This window comes from Flavobacterium sp. WC2416, from assembly GCF_041200095.1.
Classification (GTDB): domain Bacteria; phylum Bacteroidota; class Bacteroidia; order Flavobacteriales; family Flavobacteriaceae; genus Flavobacterium.
This window is the reverse complement of record NZ_CP165626.1, coordinates 468,366-486,908: the sequence shown is the minus strand read 5'-3', so window position 1 is coordinate 486,908 and position 18,543 is coordinate 468,366. Positions and strand designations below refer to the sequence as shown.

Here is an 18,543-nt window from a genome sequence, read left to right as displayed (position 1 = left end):
TATTTATTGTTTAATATAGAAAATCAATCTTAACTAGGTGTTTGGATTGATTGACATCAAATATTTTTTGGGAGTTGTTGCAAATTTTTTCTTGAAAGCTGCTATAAAGTGGCTTCCAGTACTATAGCCTATTTTCAACCCTACTTCATTTACATTATAGGAACCGCTGTCAAGAAGTTTTCGAGCAAAATCCATTTTATAATCAAATAGAAACCCATAAACAGTATCGCCATAAATTTGTTTGAAACCCATTTTTAATTTCTTCAAATTCAAACCTATTTCATCGGCTAATTCTTGTAAACCAGGTGGTTCAGCCATATTGGCAATAATGATTTCTTTGGCTTTTCTAATTTTCATAACATTGTCTTCGTCGATTAAAAACGGACATTGTTCTGCATTAGGATCTTCAGTTCTATTGAAATACAAACTTAGAAGTTCATATCCTTTTCCTTTGTAATATAGGTTTTTTATAGAAGGATGTAAATTATAATGAAACAACTGACTCAAAACAATTGCCATAGACGGGCTAATGTTTCCTTCGTTATAGTATTTTTTGTCTTTATTGTCTGCACTTAAAAAAGTAATATAATCCGCTTCTGCAGAAAACAACGCATGAAATTTTTTGATGGAGATAATTACTGATATTACCCATGAATTTGGTGCCAATTCTAAATTTAAGGGCAATTCTTTTTGTGGATTATATAAAAGTAACGATTTTTCTTCTTTTAAATCCAATGCATAATTTCCTTGGTTGAAAATAAATTTAGCACTTCCTTTTAGACCAAAGTGAAACTGAATCAGCCCACTACTCACTTCGCGTTGTGCATTAAAAGTTTCAACACCGTCATTTTGAAAGCGAATTAATGTAAAATCATCCTCTATTTTTATAATTTCTTGTGAACCCATAGCGACATTTTTTTTGAGGTAAAATGATAATTATCAGTGTTATTTATTTAGAACGACTCTAAATAGATTGAGCCAGACAACTTGATTTCAGTACAAAAATAGCGTTTTTTGTCCATTTTTAGCACTTTAGAAATAAAAAAACACAGAGCGACACAAATAGTACTTACAGCGTTACTTTTATAAAGACTATAGTGATAATTTTGTTCGACTTTCTGGAAAAGTATTAATATGAAAAATAATAACCTTTCAAAGCATCACTATTTTTATTCTGTTGGTCTAAGCTATAAAAAAGCGGATGCCGAGATGAGGGGTAAATTCAGCTTAGATACTTTAGCAAAAACACGTTTGCTAGAACAAGCAAAAACCGAAGGAATCGAGAGTTTAATTGTTACTTCGACTTGTAACCGAACCGAGATTTACGGATTTGCAGAACACCCTTTTCAATTGATAAAATTGATTTGTGAAAACAGTAATGGAAGTGTTGAAGAGTTTCAAAAAGTAGGTTTTGTCTATAAAAACCAAGAAGCAATAGGTCACATTTTTAGAGTAGGAACTGGATTAGACAGTCAGATTCTAGGTGATTTTGAAATTATATCTCAAATACGATCCAGTTTTACGCAATCAAAATCGATGGGATTAGCTAATAATTTCATGGAACGATTAGTAAATGCAGTGATTCAAGCGAGCAAAAAAATAAAAAACGATACCGAAATTAGCTCCGGAGCAACTTCGGTTTCTTTTGCGGCGGTTCAATATATCATCAAGAATGTTGAAGATATTGGTAACAAGAACATTTTATTATTTGGTACAGGAAAAATAGGTAGAAATACATGTGAAAACTTGGTTAAACACACTAAGAACGAGCACATCACACTTATCAATAGGACCAAAGACAAAGCAGAAAAACTAGCAGGAAAGCTAAATTTGATTGTTAAAGATTATTCGGAACTACACTTAGAATTACAAAAAGCGGATGTTGTTGTAGTTGCTACGGGTGCTCAAAACCCAACTGTAGATAAGGCAATTTTGAACTTAAAAAAGCCGCTATTGATTTTAGATTTATCCATTCCTAAAAATGTAAATGCTGATGTAGAGGAGTTAGAAGGAGTTACACTAATTCACATGGATTATTTGTCGCAATTGACAGATGAAACCTTGGAAAACAGAAAGAATCATATTCCTGCAGCCGAAGCAATCATTGAGGAAATCAAAGAAGAATTTAATGTTTGGACAAAAGGGCGAAAATTTGCACCTACGATTCACGCATTGAAAGAAAAACTGAATGCAATCAAGAACTCAGAACTGAATTTTCAAAGTAAAAAAATAGCCGATTTCAACGAGGAACAGGCCGAAATTATAAGCGCCAGAATCATCCAAAAAATAACGACTCACTTTGCCAATCATTTAAAAGATGATGACACCATGGTGGATGAAAGTATTGAATGGATTGAGAAAGTTTTTAAAATTGGGTTAGCGGCAAAATAACAGGAACATTTCTTTTGTTTACTATTAAGAAATTAAGTTTCATTTAGTTTTAAATCAATATTACTTTATGTACGATGACTAAAAAGGAGGTTACGCAGTTATCTTTTGAAATTACTGGTTTTGCTATAAAAGTTCATAAGAAATTAGGGCCAGGTCTTTTAGAAAGTGTGTATGAACAATGTTTGAAATATGAATTAGAGAAGAACGGTTATGGTGTCAAACAACAATTGAGTGTTAAAATCGTGTATGATGATTTAGAGTTAGAATCTAATTTAAGAATTGATTTGTTAGTAAATGATATAGTTGTAGTTGAATTAAAATCAGTAGAAACAATATTACCAATACATGAAGCACAGTTGTTAACATATATGAAAATATTAGAAAGACCTCAGGGTTTGCTAATAAATTTCAACACAACAAATATTACTAAATCGTTAAAACCTTTTGTAAATGAGTATTTTTCAATGTTATCGGAAGGATAATTATAATACTTAATGAGTCTTAATTTCTTAATGGTTAAAAAAAAGAAACAATAAATTGTTAAAAAATTAAATGGTTCAAATCATTTGCGAAAAATAATAATGGCAGAAAAGACAATACGAATAGGAACTCGCGATAGCGAATTAGCACTTTGGCAAGCACACACTGTAGAGAAAAAGTTAAAGGATTTAGGCTATAAAACTAAAATTGTTGCTGTAAAATCTACAGGTGATATCATTCTTGATAAACCACTTTACGAACTAGGAATCACCGGAATTTTCACAAAAACTCTAGATGTTGCCATGATAAATGGAGATGTTGATATTGCAGTGCATTCCATGAAAGATGTTCCTACAGCACTACCTAAAGGGATTGTACAAGCAGCAGTTCTAGAAAGAGCAAGCACTTTAGATATTTTAGTTCATAAAGGTAATCTTGATTTTCTTAATGAATCAGGAACTATCGCTACAGGTAGTTTGCGTCGTCAAGCACAATGGTTGAATAAATACCCCACACATAAAGTAGTTGACTTACGTGGAAATGTAAATTCACGCATGAAGAAACTCAATGAAAGCGACTGGAACGGAGCTGTTTTTGCAGCTGCGGGTCTAGAGCGAATCAACTTGAAACCAGAGAATTTCATAAATTTAGATTGGATGATTCCTGCTCCTGCACAAGGCGCGATGTTAGTAGTTGCTATGCAAGAAGATGCTTTTACACTCGATGCTTTATCACATTTAAATGATATTGAAACCGAAATTGTAACCTATATAGAACGCCAGTTTCTTAAAACTTTAGAAGGAGGCTGTACAGCACCAATTGGAGCTTTAGCTAGGTATAATGAAGAGGAAGATACCATTCATTTTCAAGGCGTTTTATTTTCGCTTGACGGAAAAGAAAAGATTGAAATCGACAAAATTGTTCCTATTGAAGAATGGAAAAAATTAGGGTTTTATTCGGCTCAAGAAATTCTTACTACTGGCGGAACAAAATTGATGACAGAAATAAAAAATAATTTGAAGAAATAATGAGCCAAACAAGCATTTTATCCACCAAAACATTGTCGGCAGAACAAAGACAAGTATTTATTGATGCTAATTTTGATCTATTGGAACAAGATTTTATCGAAATTAAAAACAACCTTTTTGAACTGAATACTATTAACAACAACTTGATTTTTAGCAGTCAAAATGCGGTGTTAAGTTTGATGGAGCAAAACGGTTGGGAAGCGCTAAAGTCTAAACCTGTTTTTTGTGTAGGGATTAAAACCAAAGAATTACTAGAAGCAAATGGTTTTACTGTGGATGTCTATTTGGACTACGCATCTGAATTAGCTGAAATCATCACTTTAATTTACAACCAAGAAAGCTATACTTTTTTCAGCGGAAACTTGCGTAAAGAGACTTTACCTGAAGCTTTAAAAAACGCTGGAATTACTTTCAACGAAATCGAAGTGTACCAAACTACATTGGCTCCTTTTAAGATTTCAGAGCAAGAGAATTTTGATGCGATTATGTTCTTCAGCCCATCTGCGGTTGAAAGTTATTTATCGAATAATAAAATCAAAAAAGAATTCTGCTTTTGCATAGGCAGTACAACAGCTGCTGCATTAGAAGAGAAGAAAATCGAAAACATAGTAATTCCTGAAGTACCTACTATCGAAGAGGTAATTTTCGAAGTAATTCAGCATTACGGACCAATGCCTGAAGAAGGTAATTAGAATAAACAAAACAAGATAAACCATCCGCTAAAAGCCACAAGCTACTAGCCAATAGCAATAAAATGATAAAAAACGACTTATTTTTAAGAGCATTAAAGGGAGAAACAGTTCAGCGTCCGCCAGTATGGATGATGCGTCAAGCGGGTAGATATTTACCTGAATTTATTGCTTTGCGTGATAAATATGATTTCTTTACTCGTTGTCAAACACCTGAATTGGCTGCCGAAATTACCGTGCAACCTATTCGTAGAATCGCTCCAGATGCTGCGATTCTGTTCTCGGATATCTTAGTGATTCCACAAGCAATGGGAATTGATGTAGAGATGAAACCTAATTTTGGTCCGTATTTACCAAATCCTATTCGTACGATTCAAGATGTTGAGAACGTAATTGTCCCTGATGTTCACGAAACTTTAGGGTACGTTTTTGATGCGATCAAATTGACTAAGGAAATGTTGAATGATGAGGTGCCTTTGATTGGTTTCGCAGGTTCGCCTTGGACAATTATGTGCTATGCTGTAGAAGGGCAAGGGTCTAAAAGCTTTGATAAAGCGAAAGGATTCTGTTTTCAATACCCAGAAGCAGCACATGTTTTATTACAAAAAATCACAGACACCACTATTTTATACCTAAAAGAGAAAGTAAAAGCGGGCGTAAATGCCGTTCAAATTTTTGACTCTTGGGGCGGAATGTTATCTCCTGTTGACTATCAAGAATTTTCTTGGAAATATATCAACCAAATCGTTGAGGCATTGGCTGATGATGCTCCGGTTATTGTTTTCGGAAAAGGATGTTGGTTCGCTCTTGGCGAAATGGGAAAAAGCCGTGCTTCTGCATTAGGAGTGGATTGGACTTGTTCTCCAAGAAATGCAAGATACCTATCAGGTGGAAACATCACTTTGCAAGGAAATTTTGATCCGTCAAGATTATTGTCTCCAATTCCGGTGATCAAGAAAATGGTACACGAAATGATTGACGAATTCGGAAAAGACAAATACATCGTGAATTTAGGTCACGGTATTTTACCAAATATTCCTGTTGATCACGCTAAGGCATTTATTGATGCGGTGAAAGAATACAATCAATAATAGTAAATGCTAAATAAAGGAACAAGAGACCAAGAAAGCATCCGAATAGACAATGTATTAAAAACGCTGCTTTCTATAGTTTTTGTGCCTAAATTTTGGGATTTAGAAGATAAAACAAACATAGAAGAGCAATTGAAAGACTTTGGGTTAAACATCCAAAGTCTAATTGATTTTGATAAAAATGATTTAATTACGTTATTGATACGTTGCCATTTAGATTGGAATCAGTTGGAACAATTTGCTGACTTTTTGGTTTCTTTTTCAAAAGAAAATACATTTGATTTATTACCAAATGCCATTGCTATTTACAGTTATATTCAAGCAGAAAGCAAGGTTTTTTCGTTTGGAATCAATAGTAAAATAGCTACTGCAAAAGCAAATTTATAATGAAAAATAAATTCTTCACATACATACAAAACTTACAAGACACTATCGTTTCTGGACTAGAAGCGGTTGATGGTCAAGCCAAATTCAAAGAAGACTTATGGGAACGCCCAGAAGGCGGAGGAGGAAGAACTCGAGTAATTGAAAACGGTAAAGTTTTTGAAAAAGGAGGTGTCAATATCTCAGCTGTTCACGGGAAATTGCCTGAAGCCATGCAAAAAATGTTCAACGTTGGTGAAGCTGATTTTTTTGCCTGTGGATTGAGTTTGGTTCTACATCCCAAAAGTCCAATGGTGCCAACGGTTCATGCCAATTGGCGTTATTTTGAAATGTATGATGAGAACGGAAACGTGATTCAGCAATGGTTTGGTGGCGGACAAGATTTGACACCTTATTATTTGTTTGAAGAAGATGCAATTCATTTTCACCAAACCTGTAAAACCGCTTGTGACAAACACAATCCGGAGTTCTACCCAAAATATAAAAAACAATGCGACACGTATTTCTGGAATGCACATCGCAATGAAGCGAGAGGAATAGGCGGATTATTTTTCGATTATTGCAAAGCTACAGACGAAATGTCAATGGAAAACTGGTTCGATTTTGTTAGTGAAGTAGGGAATAGTTTCTTGCAAGCATATGTTCCAATTGTAGAAAAAAGAAAAGAATTACCCTATACTCCAGCACAAAAAACGTGGCAAGAAATTCGTCGTGGTCGTTATGTCGAGTTCAATTTAGTGCACGACAAAGGCACACTATTTGGCTTAAAAACCAACGGTAGAATAGAAAGTATCTTGATGAGTTTACCACCGCATGTGCAATGGGTGTATGATCATCATGCGGAAGCGGGAAGTGAAGAAGAGAAATTAGTAAACGTATTAGAAAATCCAGTAGATTGGCTTTAATTTATTTTAAATTCTGAATTTTAAATTTTAAATGGGTTTAACTTTAAACTTTTAAACCTGAAACTTTAAACTAAAAATATATGTTCCCATTACAAAGAGGCCGAAGATTAAGAACCAATGAATCTATTAGAAGTTTGGTTCGCGAGACAACATTAAGTCCGTCCGATTTTATGTTTCCCATGTTTATAGCTGAGGGAGATAACTATGAAGTTGAAATATCTTCCATGCCAGGAATCTTTCGTCGATCGATCGATTTAACGGTAAAAGAAGTACAAGAAATATATGCTTTAGGAATTCGCGCGGTTAACATTTATGTTAAGGTAAGCGAGAACTTAAAAGACAATACAGGAAAAGAAGCTTGGAACCCGAACGGATTGATGCAAGAAGCCATTCGTGCTATCAAAATGGCTTGTCCAGAGATGATTGTAATGCCTGATGTAGCCTTAGATCCTTATTCTATTTATGGACACGACGGAATTATTACAAACGGCGATGTAGAAAACGACTCAACCAATGAAGCCTTGGTAAAAATGGCCGTTTCTCATGCTGAGGCTGGAGCCGATTTTGTGGCGCCATCAGACATGATGGATGGACGCGTTTTGCGTTTGCGTCAAGGTCTAGATGCAGCTGGTTTTCATAATGTGGGAATCATGAGCTATTCGGCTAAGTATGCTTCGGCGTTTTACGGACCGTTTCGTGATGCTTTAGACAGCGCACCACGCGAGTCTGATGTGGTAGTTCCAAAAGATAAGAAAACGTACCAAATGGATTATGCTAATCGCATCGAAGCAATCAAAGAAGCGCTTTGGGATGTCGAAGAAGGGGCTGATATGGTTATGGTAAAGCCAGGAATTGCTTATTTAGATATTGTTCGTGAAGTAAAAAATGCAGTAAATGTTCCCGTAACAGTGTACCATGTTTCTGGTGAATATGCCATGATTAAAGCCGCTTCCGAAAGAGGTTGGTTGGATCATGACCAAATCATGATGGAGCAATTAATGTGCATCAAAAGAGCAGGAGCAAGCTTAATATCAACCTATTTTGCCAAAGAAGCTGCGATACTTTTAAACAAGTAAAATAACACTTTTATTGATTTCACTTATTTTTTAATCCTGATTTTTTGTTTCTATTTTAAAAAAATAAATTATTTTTGAGAAAACTAAAAAAAACTAAAATGAAAAAAGTAGCAATAATTGCAATCGCATTTTTAGCATTTGCTTGTAAAAAGCAAGAAGCAGAACCAACTGAGAAAAAGGTTGAATCAAAAGAAGCTGTATCTGAAGGAATGCCAGCTCAAGATCAAACACCAGAAGAATTAGGTGAAGTATTATTTAAAGGCAGAGGAACTTGTGCCTCATGTCATAAACTGGATACGAAATTAATTGGACCAAGTTTTCAAGAAATTGCCAAAATGTACAAAGAGAAAAATGGTAATATCGTTGATTTTCTTAAAGGAAAAAGTGAAGCAATCGTCGATCCTGCTCAATTTGCAGTAATGCAACCTAATCTAGTTCTAACCAAAACAATGACAGATGATGAATTAAAAGGACTAGAAGCATATATCTATTCTACTTTAAAATAAGAAGCTAATCCCGCTATACGCTATATCTCAAGTGGCGAACACCGCCACATGAGGATGCCGCTACTATCGGGGCTAAAAAGCAAGAACCATTCGTTAAAGCGAGTGGTTTTTTTATTTAAAACTAGAATGCAAAAATAGTATGTATTTTGCATCTCATAATTAGTAACTATGGAAACAGCCTGTATCAAAACACCACTGGGTATCGCAACAATTATTGGAGATGAAAACGGAGTTTCAGTAATTTCAGTTGCTGACGAAGCGGAGGTTTTAAAAGAGATTCCAGCAATTTTACAAGAAGCTGTCTCGCAACTCAATGCCTATTTTGACGGAGAAAGAACCAGTTTTGATTTTAAACTCAACCCAAAAGGAACTGATTTCCAAAAGAAAGTATGGAACGCATTATTAGAAATACCTTATGGGAAAACCAGAACCTATCTGGAACAGTCCAAGCTTTTGGGTGATGTCAAAGCCATTCGCGCAGTAGCCTCCGCCAATGGAAAAAATCCGCTTTGGGTTGTTGTTCCCTGTCATAGAGTCATCGGTTCTGATGGTTCTCTAACTGGTTATGCTGGTGGTTTGTGGCGTAAAAAATGGTTATTGGAACACGAAAACCCTTCTGCTCAGCAAAGTTTGTTTTGATAATTTGAGTCAATAAACACAAGTTGTATTTTATTTAATTAAATTCGTGAATTCGCGGCTAAACTTAAGATAAATGATAGAAAAAATCAACCTCAATAACATTTTGTTTCTGGATATTGAAACAGTCCCAGAAGCCGAAGATTATAACGCCTTAGATACCGAGTTGAAAGACCTTTGGGAGCATAAAACCCAATACCAACGCAAAGAGGAATATACTCCTGAGGAATTTTACGATCGAGCAGGTATTTGGGCCGAGTTTGGTAAAATTGTTTGTATTTCAGTTGGGTTTTTTGCGAATAAAGGAGATATTCGAAACTTTAGAGTGACTTCTTTTTTTGGAGAAGAAAAGAAAATTCTAAACGATTTCAATAATTTATTAAACAATCATTTCAATCAAGCACAGCATGTTTTATGTGGTCATAATGCCAAGGAGTTTGACATTCCGTTTCTAGCCCGTCGCATGATTATTAATCAAATTGCCATTCCTAATAAGCTAAATCTTTTTGGAAAAAAGCCATGGGAAATCCCGCATTTAGATACCTTAGAATTATGGAAATTTGGCGATTATAAGCATTTTACTTCTTTAAAATTATTGTGTAAAGTGCTGGGGATTCCTTCGCCCAAAGGCGATATTGACGGTAGTCAAGTGGGACATGTTTTTTATGTTGATAAAGATATTGATCGCATTGTGACCTATTGTGAAAAAGACACCATTGCCGTTGCTCAAATTTTCTTGCGCTTACGCCGAGAAGATTTATTGATTGAAGAGGAAATTATACATGTTTAAAATAGCACAACAATCCAGAGTCATTTAAACCATTTAGAATTTAAGAATCATTTAGTTTTTAAGCTTAATTTTCTAAATATCTTAATGTTTAAATTATTTATTAGAATTTTAGTTCTTAGTGCTCTTCGCGAAAACCCTTTGTGTACTTTGCGGTTAAATATTTACATTTACAAAAATTATAGATTATGGTATTGAGTAGATTTTGGTTGGTGATCTTTATTTCATCGATTGTTTTTATTGTGGTGAGTTTATTTTCTGGGAACAGTTACACTATTGATTTTGTGCTAAACGGTAAGAAAGACGATCCTATTTTAATATCTGAAAAATACATTGATCAATTGCCGGCTTTTATAAAAGACAGTATCGCCAGCGCTCCTAATAAAACGATGGTGATTAACAATATTGCTTCTAACCCTGATACTACATACGTTTATTCGGCTAAAACCGTAAAAATTTATAGTGGCGTTCAAAAATCAGATGGTTTATTACCCACTTGTAAAAGCACATTAATCGATTTGGTTCTTCCATTGATGGCTTATTTGGCCTTTTTCTGTGGCTTGATGGAGCTTCTTATTATTTCTGGAGCTTCGGGAAAACTAGCCATTGTTTTGAGTCCTGTTTTTGTAAAAGTGTTTCCAAGTATCCCAAAGAATCACCCTTCGATTTCCTATATGACTTTAAATTTTGCCGCAAATTTCTTAGGATTGGATTCGGCGGCTACTCCATTTGGTTTGAAGGCGATGGAAAGTTTACAGGAACTCAACCCTGAAAAAGACAATGCCAGTGATGCCCAAATTATGTTTATGTGTTTACACGCTTCGGGATTAACCTTAATTGCGACTTCAATTATAGGGTATAGAGCAGCTGCTAATGCAAGCAATCCTGCCGATGTGATGTTGCCTTGTATTATCACTTCTTTTATTGGTACAATTGCCGCTTTTTTAATTGTGGGAATCAAACAAAAAATCAATTTCAAAAGCGCTTCTTTAGTTGTGGCTTTGATTACCTTGATTGCTGCTATTATTGGTTTATTGATGTACATCAACCACTTAGATTTAATAGGTAAAAATTATTTTACGGCTAATCTTTCAAGTATGATTTTGATTGCTATTATTGCGTTTACTCTGATTTTTTCGTTTATCAAGGAGAAGAAATTTTCTGATGCCAATACTACTGTTTTTGATGCATTTGTAGTAGGAGCCAATAATGGAGTCAAAACAGGAGTAATTATTTTTCCTTATGTTTTAGGAATGTTAGTTGCTATTTCACTATTTAGAAACAGTGGTTTATTTGAAATAATAAGTAATTGGATTGCTTTTATTTTCTCTAATATGGGTGTTAATAAGCAAATTACGGATGCGTTGCCAGTGGCGATGTTAAGACCCTTTAGTTCTGCAGGGTCAAGAGGGTTTTTAATTGATTCTATGAATACTTTTGGTGCCGATTCTTTGACTGGAAGATTGAGTAGTATTTTTCAGTGTAGTGCCGAGAGTACTTTCTACGTGATTGCTGTTTACTTTGGATCTGTAAATATAAAGAACACCCGTTATGCCTTGCAAACCATGTTGCTAGTTGATTTTATATGTGTAATTACAGCTATTTTTGTGGCAACTTGGTTTTTTTAGAACTAAATAAAAATGAATCGGTTAGTAAGGAAACTGCTTTTTTTGTGGGTTGGGAACCTGTGTATGTGGTTTTACTATAGTGGAAAAAAATCAATGGAAAACGTCGCTAAGGAGGATAATGAAACTTTAGGACTAATTGTAACAATGACTATAGGATTGTTAATTTATTTTTCTTTCTTTTGAAATATACAATTGAGACTGTTTTATAAACTATTAAAAACTTAAAAAATGTCAAAATACACTAAATACATAGCAATAGCTTTGGTAATTCTTTTTTTACTTACCAGTTTGATAAGTTAAAAAAATTATCTGTTTTAAATAAAAAAAGTCCCGATACTATCGGGACTTTTTTTATTTTTTTTCGTTTTCAGTATCTTCTTTTTTATCAGATGGCTGATCTTCTTTTGCGGCATTTTTAAATTCTTTAATTCCGCTTCCTAAACCTTTCATTAGTTCAGGAATTTTTTTACCTCCAAAAAGTAATAAAACCACTGCTAATATAACTAGGATTTCTGTAACACCAAATCTTCCCATGATTGAATAATTTATGCCGAAGCAATTTGTAATAAATCTAAGAGCAAAGGTAATTAGAATAAGTTAATATGAATTGATTTTATTTCAATTATTTAATTATGATAAAGTTAAAAATTTATTAAAATAAATCAGAATAAGGATTTAGGCGTTAGTAACCGGCCAAAGTGCTTTCAATGACTTTAATTATTATATTTGTATGATAAAGCATAAATATGTCAAGAAAAAGATTAAAAAGAAAAAAACTCCATAATAAATTATTCATAAAAAACCGATTGGTTATTTTGAATGAAGATACTTTTGAAGAGATTTTTTCAATGAAACTAAATCTGATGAATGTCTTCGTTGTTGCTTCGGTTGGCGCTATTTTATTGATAGGAATTACTACGTTTATTATTGCTTTTACTCCGCTAAGAGAATTTATCCCTGGCTATTCTTCCTCAAAACTAAAAAAAGACGCGACTGAATTATCTTTAAAATCAGATTCATTAACTTTAGCCTTAAAGAAAAATGAGGCCTATATTCTCTCCATTCAAAAAGTGCTTAATGGTCAATTAGAATATGCGAAATTCAACAAAGATTCCATTCTTGTATATAGTGAAGATACAATCCCGAAAGGGAAGTTATCTGCTTCAAAAGAAGAATTAGAACTGAGAGAACAAGTGGCAAAAGAGGAAAAAAAACAGACTTCAAAAAAATCGAAATAAAATAGACAATACGTTTATATTATAAAGAACCCAAATTAAAAATGTCGATAAAATCAGCTGCTGCAAAGTTATTTGCTAAAAAAATATATAAAGAAACACAAACCTGGGTTTCAAATCCTGTTGCGAGTCAAAAGACTGTATTTATGGATTTAATAAAAGAAGCCAAGCAAACAGCGTTTGGAATTGACCATCATTTTGATACAATAAAAACGGTTGAAGATTTTGCAAACCAAGTTCCCATTAGGGATTATGAGGACTTAAAACCCTACATTGAAAAAGTAGTAAAAGGAGAAGAAAACATTCTCTGGAAAGGGAAACCGCTTTATTTCGCTAAAACTTCAGGAACGACTTCAGGAGCTAAATATATTCCATTGACTAAGGAATCGATGCCTTTTCATATTCAAGCGGCTCGAAATGCTATTTTGCATTACATTCACGAAACAGGTAAAGCTGACTTTGTTGATGGAAAGATGATTTTCCTACAGGGAAGCCCAATTTTGGAAGAAAAAAACGGAATACAATTTGGAAGGTTATCAGGGATTGTAGCGCATTTTGTCCCGAAATATTTGCAAAAAAACCGCATGCCTTCATTAGAAACCAATTGTATTGAAGATTGGGAAACCAAAATTGATGCCATTGTTGGGGAAACGTTTAATGAAAATATGACCGTAATTTCAGGAATTCCTTCTTGGGTTCAAATGTATTTTGAGCGATTAGAACAAAAAGGAGGAAAGAAAGTAGGAGATATTTTTAAGAATTTTAATTTGTTTATTTACGGTGGGGTGAATTATGAACCCTATAGAGCAAAGTTTGAAAACTTAATAGGTAGAAAAGTAGACAGTATTGAATTATTCCCTGCATCGGAAGGGTTTTTTGCCTACCAAGATTCCCAAAAAGAAAAAGGAATGCTACTGCTTTTAAAAGCGGGTATTTTTTACGAATTTGTAAAAAGCGATGAATTTTATACGGAGAAACCTAGACGATATACGATTGGTGAAGTCGAGCTTGGGGTGAATTATGTTCTAATTATTTCTACTAATGCGGGTCTTTGGGGATATAATATAGGAGACACGGTTCAATTTACTTCATTAAAACCGTTTAGAATTATTGTTTCTGGGAGAATCAAGCATTACATTTCGGCTTTTGGAGAACATGTCATTGGTAAAGAAGTCGAAAATGCCTTACAAGAAGCGATGGAAGGAACAAATGTTCGTGTCAATGAGTTTACTGTAGCGCCACAAATCAATCCTGCTAGCGGATTACCCTATCATGAATGGTTCATTGAATTTGAAAATGAACCAGTAAACTTGATCACTTTTGCGGAAGCGATTGATGACGCTATGCGAAAACAAAACATTTACTACGACGATTTAATAAGAGGAAACATTTTACAAAAAGTGGTAATAACAAGAGTTGCTAAAAACGGTTTTCAAGAATATATGAAATCGATTGGGAAACTAGGAGGTCAAAATAAAATACCAAGACTTTCTGATAATCGAGATATCGTAGCGCTTTTGGATAAAAAATAAAAATTACATTTGTTGGTTAGAAATTATAGAAGAAATGAAAGACAGTAAAAATATATCACGCTCTAGAGCACAAGAATCATCGGCAGCTATTGAAAAAATGTACATCACGATGCGCCATTTATTCAATAGAGGTTTTTATAAACCGATGGGTATTTCAGGAGATACTTTAAGGGAAGCTTTAATGACATTACGTCCAGAAATATATGGAAATATCGCCGAAGAAAAAGTAGAATTAAACGGACTGTTATATGTGATTGAACGACTTCCTATAGGAATTGAAGAATGCAGATTCATCAATTTAACTTCAGATGAAGGCTATTCTAAATCCCATTTTCAAGCAATTATTCCTCCAAAAAGGCGTCGTAATTGTTACCGAATTGATGAGGAGCAAATGAATGTTGAAATTACACGTGGGCGATCAGATATTTACGATATTTTGACGCATTTAACGTTTATTTTCATCGAGTCTCATAAAATAAGAAATAGAGTGCTACTTGATGATGCAGGAGAAGTTTCTCGCGATTGGGTAAAATTACAACATGCAGTTTCACAGACAAAAAAATTATCTCTTGTTGAAAAAGAGAAAGCCATTTCGCATGCTGCAAATATCCTTGGAAGAACTTTTGAAGAAGTACTAGATATCTATGATGCTTTTGGTTCAGATGCCGCTCCAGATCGTTTTTTGCAAATTATTTTTTGGTTAGGTAAATTAGCGATTGAAGAAATCATTGACAATAATAAAAGAACAATCACTTTTAGTCCTATTTTGAGAGAGCGTTTAGGGCATCACATTCATGGTGAAAGATGGGCGACCAATATCAAGGAGGTTCTAAAAGAAAACGGACTTATAAACCGTCCAATTCATGTGATTAGTGCCAATATGCATAGTGTAATGAATTCTATTTTTGCAACAACAGTTTTAAAAACAAAGTTTAAAGACAAGTCGGATTTCTTTATTTATGAGGAATTAAGTAAATCTGGCGCGGATGAAGTTCGTAACAAAGTAGAAGAAGTAGCATTGAAGCATGGAATGATCTCTGTTTTAGATGATTCAGGAACAAATATTGATGTACAAATTTTTGATACTGAAAAAATCAATTGGGCTAATTCGTCCTTCCCTACAGCCAAACTTGGAGACAAAAAACCAGTTTTAATTGTAATGGATTATGCATTTGGGGAACAAGCCTATGAAACAATTGATGAATTGCTGAAACCGTTCAAGAAAGATACTTTACTCAATGTAGAATCAGTTTCTATCATGGGAAAAGCAGGAATTCTAGAAGGAGGAAAAGGAGATATCATGATTCCGAATGCACATATAAACGAAGGAACGGCTGATAATTACTTTTTTGAAAATGAATTAACGGCCGATATGTTTGAAGGAAATGATATTGCAGTTTTTGCCGGGCCAATGGTTACTGTTCTTGGTACATCATTACAAAATAGGGATTTATTGAAGTTTTTCCATGAATCGACTTGGGGTGTAATTGGTCTAGAAATGGAAGGTTCTTATTATCAAAAAGCGATTCAATCAGCATCTAAAATTAGAAAAAGCGTACCCAAGGATATAAAAGTAAGATATGCCTATTATGCATCGGATAATCCGCTTGAAACTGGAAGTACTCTAGCTTCTGGAGGTCTTGGAACTACTGGTGTAAAGCCCACTTATTTGATTACAATTAAAATATTGGAACAAATTTTTAATACTAAACAAAAGTAAATAATGAGTGTAAACCTACCCCAAAATACTGAAAATCAAGAAATAGATTTATCACAGATTTCTAATAAAATAGGGAGTCTATTTCAAAATTTTAGTGCTTTAATATTTAGATGTATTCAGTTCTTTATTAGAAATGTGATTGTAATAATTGCTTTACTAATATTGGGGATTGGGCTTGGTTTTTTCTTAGATACCACTCAAAAAACATATGATCAGCAAATAATTGTTGCCCCAAATTTTAAATCTGCGGATTATTTATATGCTAAAATTGATTTAATAAATGCTAAAATTATCGAAGGCGACACCTTATTTTTAAAAAATAGTGTAGGGTTAAAAAAACCAAAAACGATAAAAGGAATTAAGATAGAACCCATCACAGATGTATATAAATTCATTGAAAATAAATCAGAAAATTTTGAGCTAATCAAGTTAATGGCCGAAGATGGGGATATTAAAAAAATATTGGAAGATAATTTGACTAGTAAAAATTATACGAATCATGAAATAGTCATTACCACGAATGATTTAATAACCGAGAAATCAACTATTGAGCCAATTCTAAATTTCTTGAATGAATCAGATTATTTTAAGAAAGTTCAAATTGAGGAGTTGAAAAACGCTCAAATAAAACTGAGTAAAAATGATACGATTATTGCCCAAATTGATGCTGTTTTAAAGGGGTTTTCTAGTGATGTAAACAGTAGAAAACAAAGTGATAAGCTGGTTTATTACAACGAGAACACACAGTTAAATGACATAATAAAAACAAAAGGAGACTTGATTTATCAACAAGGAGTTTTAAGGGTTGACTTGATAGGAATGGATAAAGTTATAAAAGAAAATAGCGCTACTTTGAATAAACAACACCAAAGTTTTATTGGTGGAAAGTTAAAATTAATTCTTCCTTTTTTACTTATTTTGTTTTTCATTATTTGGAGTTTATTTATCAATTTTTATAAAAAACAAGCAGCAAAACAAAAGCTTGATAATTAATTTACACTCTAATTATAGTTTTCAATTCACTCAAAAAAACATACTGAATTCATGAAAATAAAATTGTTTATCCCCCTTTTTTTAGCACTTCTTTCTTTAGTTTCATGTAAAAAAGAAGTAGATAAAACGGAGAAAATTGACCAGACAAAGGAATTATTTAAGGTTTCACTAGATTTATTAATTAAGAAAAGGGACACGCTTCATTTGTACTACGGGCAAGATATGGCCGAAGACTATAGCGAAGAACATTCTATCTGGCTTCCAGTTGAAGGGAAAGAAATAGGACAAAAAGTCACCTTTATGCTACCAGAAGCTGTATTGCCTGTAAAACTTAGAATTGATTTTGGAGTAAATAGAAAGAACGAAGAGATTGTTTTAAACACGGTTGCGTTTGACTATTTTGACAAAAATTTTGTGGCCAATGACAGCACCATTTTCAATTATTTCAGACCTGATGAAAGCACAACTATTATAGATTATAAAACAAGATCGTTAAAAAGAAAAGATCCCAATTCAGTCAAAGGCGCATCCTTATATCCTCATGACGAAGCGGTAAAAGCGGTGCTCGAGCAACTTATTAAGTAAGTTTTTAAAACCTACAAAACCAATTAATAATCTAATGAATTCAGCTTCGGAAAATATTAAAATTAATGTGATTTTTAGATCTTGCGATGCTGTAAACGCCGTGAATAACTCAGCACGACCTTTTAATTTAGATAAAGGAACACTAATTAAAATTTGTTTCAAAAGTCTGTTGAATGCGTTAGAGGGAATCGATTATAAAATGATTGTAATAGGGGATGCTCTTTCTAAAGAAACGCGAGATTTTTTTTTGAAATATGATATTGAGTTAATAGAAGGTGTATTTGGTAACGATAAGTCAATACTGGAATCCATAAAAATAGCTGAGAAAATCAATAGTGAAGAGTGGATTTATTTTTGTGAAGATGATTATTTACACACTAAGGACAGTTTTAAAAAGATACTTAATTTAATAAAAGTAAAAGACCTAATTGTTCCGGGTAGAATTAAACTAAACCAACTTTTAAGAAAAAGAACCATTTCTCTTTTTTCATTTAAAAGATATTTAAGCAAACCCAATCTAGTTATTCATCCTTGTGATTACCCTGATCGATACACTATTAAATACGCTACAAAGAATTTTATATTTCATACCAAAGATTCCCATTGGAGGCAAATTTCGAATACTACTTTTACTTTTTTAATTGAAGCAAAAGAGTTGATCAAACATAGAAAAACATTCATTAAATCATCAAAAAGGGCAAACGATGGTTACTTAAGCGCAACCCTTTTTGGCCGTTCATTTTTTTTCAATAAACTCCTTTGTGTATCGCCAATTCCCAGTTTAAGCACTCATATGCATCAAGAAACGATGTCTCCAATCATAGATTGGGAAAAACTTGCTACTGAATTACTTTGCGAAATAAAAACAGAAGAATAA

General features: G+C 33.5%; 20 protein-coding genes. 18 read left to right on the top strand and 2 right to left on the bottom strand.

The genetic code is table 11. From position 1 onward, the window contains the following. Positions 1-33 precede the first annotated feature (33 nt). Complete coding sequence (locus tag AB3G39_RS02115) at positions 34-906, bottom strand: helix-turn-helix domain-containing protein (protein WP_369752880.1); 873 nt, start codon at positions 904-906, stop codon at positions 34-36. Positions 907-1,134: 228 nt separating this feature from the next. Here AB3G39_RS02115 and hemA point away from each other — a divergent pair, with 228 nt between their 5' ends. The 12 genes from hemA to AB3G39_RS02055 all read left to right on the top strand — a co-directional run bounded on the left by hemA (position 1,135) and on the right by AB3G39_RS02055 (position 11,601). Beyond that, positions 1,135-2,391: a glutamyl-tRNA reductase gene (gene hemA / locus AB3G39_RS02110; RefSeq protein ID WP_369765894.1), complete on the top strand. Its 1,257-nt coding sequence runs from the start codon at positions 1,135-1,137 to the stop codon at positions 2,389-2,391. A 74-nt stretch (positions 2,392-2,465) separates the two neighbouring features. Next, a complete protein-coding gene (locus tag AB3G39_RS02105; protein ID WP_369752882.1) occupies positions 2,466-2,873 on the top strand; it encodes a GxxExxY protein in 408 nt (135 codons plus the stop codon). 99 nt (positions 2,874-2,972) lie between these two features. After that, the gene (gene hemC, locus AB3G39_RS02100) at positions 2,973-3,899 is read left to right on the top strand and encodes a hydroxymethylbilane synthase (RefSeq protein WP_369752883.1); all 927 of its coding nucleotides are present in this window, start codon (positions 2,973-2,975) and stop codon (positions 3,897-3,899) included. Further along, positions 3,899-4,591, top strand: coding sequence for a uroporphyrinogen-III synthase (locus AB3G39_RS02095; RefSeq protein WP_369765893.1), 693 nt, complete (start codon positions 3,899-3,901; stop codon positions 4,589-4,591). The genes hemC and AB3G39_RS02095 overlap by 1 nt, the downstream gene beginning before the upstream one ends. 62 nt (positions 4,592-4,653) lie before the next feature. Continuing rightward, positions 4,654-5,679 (top strand): uroporphyrinogen decarboxylase, encoded by a 1,026-nt coding sequence (gene hemE, locus AB3G39_RS02090; RefSeq protein WP_187018022.1) that lies wholly within the window; start codon positions 4,654-4,656, stop codon positions 5,677-5,679. Positions 5,680-5,685: 6 nt separating this feature from the next. Next, positions 5,686-6,066 (top strand): hypothetical protein, encoded by a 381-nt coding sequence (locus tag AB3G39_RS02085; protein ID WP_369765892.1) that lies wholly within the window; start codon positions 5,686-5,688, stop codon positions 6,064-6,066. Then, positions 6,066-6,968, top strand: a complete 903-nt coding sequence (hemF, locus tag AB3G39_RS02080) for an oxygen-dependent coproporphyrinogen oxidase (RefSeq protein ID WP_369765891.1) — start codon at positions 6,066-6,068, stop codon at positions 6,966-6,968. Before AB3G39_RS02085 ends, hemF begins: the two co-directional genes overlap by 1 nt. 80 nt (positions 6,969-7,048) lie before the next feature. Then, the gene (hemB, locus tag AB3G39_RS02075) at positions 7,049-8,044 is read left to right on the top strand and encodes a porphobilinogen synthase (RefSeq protein ID WP_367772834.1); all 996 of its coding nucleotides are present in this window, start codon (positions 7,049-7,051) and stop codon (positions 8,042-8,044) included. 98 nt (positions 8,045-8,142) lie between these two features. Next, positions 8,143-8,550, top strand: a complete 408-nt coding sequence (locus tag AB3G39_RS02070) for a c-type cytochrome (protein WP_367756296.1) — start codon at positions 8,143-8,145, stop codon at positions 8,548-8,550. A gap of 168 nt (positions 8,551-8,718) precedes the next feature. Next, a complete protein-coding gene (locus AB3G39_RS02065) occupies positions 8,719-9,189 on the top strand; it encodes a methylated-DNA--[protein]-cysteine S-methyltransferase (protein ID WP_369765890.1) in 471 nt (156 codons plus the stop codon). Positions 9,190-9,262: 73 nt separating this feature from the next. Further along, complete coding sequence (locus AB3G39_RS02060) at positions 9,263-9,976, top strand: 3'-5' exonuclease (protein ID WP_367772842.1); 714 nt, start codon at positions 9,263-9,265, stop codon at positions 9,974-9,976. 185 nt (positions 9,977-10,161) lie between these two features. Then, positions 10,162-11,601: a nucleoside recognition domain-containing protein gene (locus tag AB3G39_RS02055; RefSeq protein WP_367772844.1), complete on the top strand. Its 1,440-nt coding sequence runs from the start codon at positions 10,162-10,164 to the stop codon at positions 11,599-11,601. Positions 11,602-11,952: 351 nt separating this feature from the next. On the opposite strand, the gene tatA is transcribed toward AB3G39_RS02055, so the two are convergent. Beyond that, positions 11,953-12,135, bottom strand: coding sequence for a twin-arginine translocase TatA/TatE family subunit (gene tatA / locus AB3G39_RS02050; protein WP_367756304.1), 183 nt, complete (start codon positions 12,133-12,135; stop codon positions 11,953-11,955). 212 nt (positions 12,136-12,347) lie between these two features. On the opposite strand from tatA, the gene AB3G39_RS02045 reads away from it, so the two are divergent. From AB3G39_RS02045 to AB3G39_RS02020, 6 genes are read left to right on the top strand one after another with little or no spacing between them, the layout of a single operon-like run. Then, on the top strand, positions 12,348-12,839 hold the full coding sequence (locus AB3G39_RS02045; RefSeq protein ID WP_367756306.1) for a peptidase: 492 nt from the start codon (positions 12,348-12,350) through the stop codon (positions 12,837-12,839). 41 nt (positions 12,840-12,880) lie between these two features. Continuing rightward, on the top strand, positions 12,881-14,368 hold the full coding sequence (locus AB3G39_RS02040) for a GH3 auxin-responsive promoter family protein (RefSeq protein WP_367772846.1): 1,488 nt from the start codon (positions 12,881-12,883) through the stop codon (positions 14,366-14,368). A gap of 34 nt (positions 14,369-14,402) precedes the next feature. Beyond that, entirely contained in the window at positions 14,403-16,088 is a 1,686-nt protein-coding gene (locus AB3G39_RS02035) for a hypothetical protein (protein WP_367772848.1), read from the top strand. Positions 16,089-16,091: 3 nt separating this feature from the next. Next, positions 16,092-17,081, top strand: a complete 990-nt coding sequence (locus AB3G39_RS02030) for a hypothetical protein (RefSeq protein WP_369765889.1) — start codon at positions 16,092-16,094, stop codon at positions 17,079-17,081. Positions 17,082-17,132: 51 nt separating this feature from the next. After that, positions 17,133-17,666 carry a hypothetical protein gene (locus AB3G39_RS02025; RefSeq protein ID WP_367772852.1) on the top strand — a complete coding sequence of 178 codons (534 nt, stop codon included), beginning with the start codon at positions 17,133-17,135 and terminating at the stop codon, positions 17,664-17,666. A 34-nt stretch (positions 17,667-17,700) separates the two neighbouring features. After that, positions 17,701-18,543: a glycosyltransferase gene (locus AB3G39_RS02020; RefSeq protein WP_367772854.1), complete on the top strand. Its 843-nt coding sequence runs from the start codon at positions 17,701-17,703 to the stop codon at positions 18,541-18,543.

Excerpts from the sequence above, each read along its gene's own strand:
- AB3G39_RS02115 (WP_369752880.1), bottom strand. The coding sequence starts at position 906 with ATGGGTTCACAAGAAATTATAAAAATAGAGGATGATTTTACATTAATT.
- hemA (WP_369765894.1), top strand. The coding sequence starts at position 1,135 with ATGAAAAATAATAACCTTTCAAAGCATCACTATTTTTATTCTGTTGGT.
- AB3G39_RS02105 (WP_369752882.1), top strand. The coding sequence starts at position 2,466 with ATGACTAAAAAGGAGGTTACGCAGTTATCTTTTGAAATTACTGGTTTT.
- hemC (WP_369752883.1), top strand. The coding sequence starts at position 2,973 with ATGGCAGAAAAGACAATACGAATAGGAACTCGCGATAGCGAATTAGCA.
- AB3G39_RS02095 (WP_369765893.1), top strand. The coding sequence starts at position 3,899 with ATGAGCCAAACAAGCATTTTATCCACCAAAACATTGTCGGCAGAACAA.
- hemE (WP_187018022.1), top strand. The coding sequence starts at position 4,654 with ATGATAAAAAACGACTTATTTTTAAGAGCATTAAAGGGAGAAACAGTT.
- AB3G39_RS02085 (WP_369765892.1), top strand. The coding sequence starts at position 5,686 with ATGCTAAATAAAGGAACAAGAGACCAAGAAAGCATCCGAATAGACAAT.
- hemF (WP_369765891.1), top strand. The coding sequence starts at position 6,066 with ATGAAAAATAAATTCTTCACATACATACAAAACTTACAAGACACTATC.
- hemB (WP_367772834.1), top strand. The coding sequence starts at position 7,049 with ATGTTCCCATTACAAAGAGGCCGAAGATTAAGAACCAATGAATCTATT.
- AB3G39_RS02070 (WP_367756296.1), top strand. The coding sequence starts at position 8,143 with ATGAAAAAAGTAGCAATAATTGCAATCGCATTTTTAGCATTTGCTTGT.
- AB3G39_RS02065 (WP_369765890.1), top strand. The coding sequence starts at position 8,719 with ATGGAAACAGCCTGTATCAAAACACCACTGGGTATCGCAACAATTATT.
- AB3G39_RS02060 (WP_367772842.1), top strand. The coding sequence starts at position 9,263 with ATGATAGAAAAAATCAACCTCAATAACATTTTGTTTCTGGATATTGAA.
- AB3G39_RS02055 (WP_367772844.1), top strand. The coding sequence starts at position 10,162 with ATGGTATTGAGTAGATTTTGGTTGGTGATCTTTATTTCATCGATTGTT.
- tatA (WP_367756304.1), bottom strand. The coding sequence starts at position 12,135 with ATGGGAAGATTTGGTGTTACAGAAATCCTAGTTATATTAGCAGTGGTT.
- AB3G39_RS02045 (WP_367756306.1), top strand. The coding sequence starts at position 12,348 with ATGTCAAGAAAAAGATTAAAAAGAAAAAAACTCCATAATAAATTATTC.
- AB3G39_RS02040 (WP_367772846.1), top strand. The coding sequence starts at position 12,881 with ATGTCGATAAAATCAGCTGCTGCAAAGTTATTTGCTAAAAAAATATAT.
- AB3G39_RS02035 (WP_367772848.1), top strand. The coding sequence starts at position 14,403 with ATGAAAGACAGTAAAAATATATCACGCTCTAGAGCACAAGAATCATCG.
- AB3G39_RS02030 (WP_369765889.1), top strand. The coding sequence starts at position 16,092 with ATGAGTGTAAACCTACCCCAAAATACTGAAAATCAAGAAATAGATTTA.
- AB3G39_RS02025 (WP_367772852.1), top strand. The coding sequence starts at position 17,133 with ATGAAAATAAAATTGTTTATCCCCCTTTTTTTAGCACTTCTTTCTTTA.
- AB3G39_RS02020 (WP_367772854.1), top strand. The coding sequence starts at position 17,701 with ATGAATTCAGCTTCGGAAAATATTAAAATTAATGTGATTTTTAGATCT.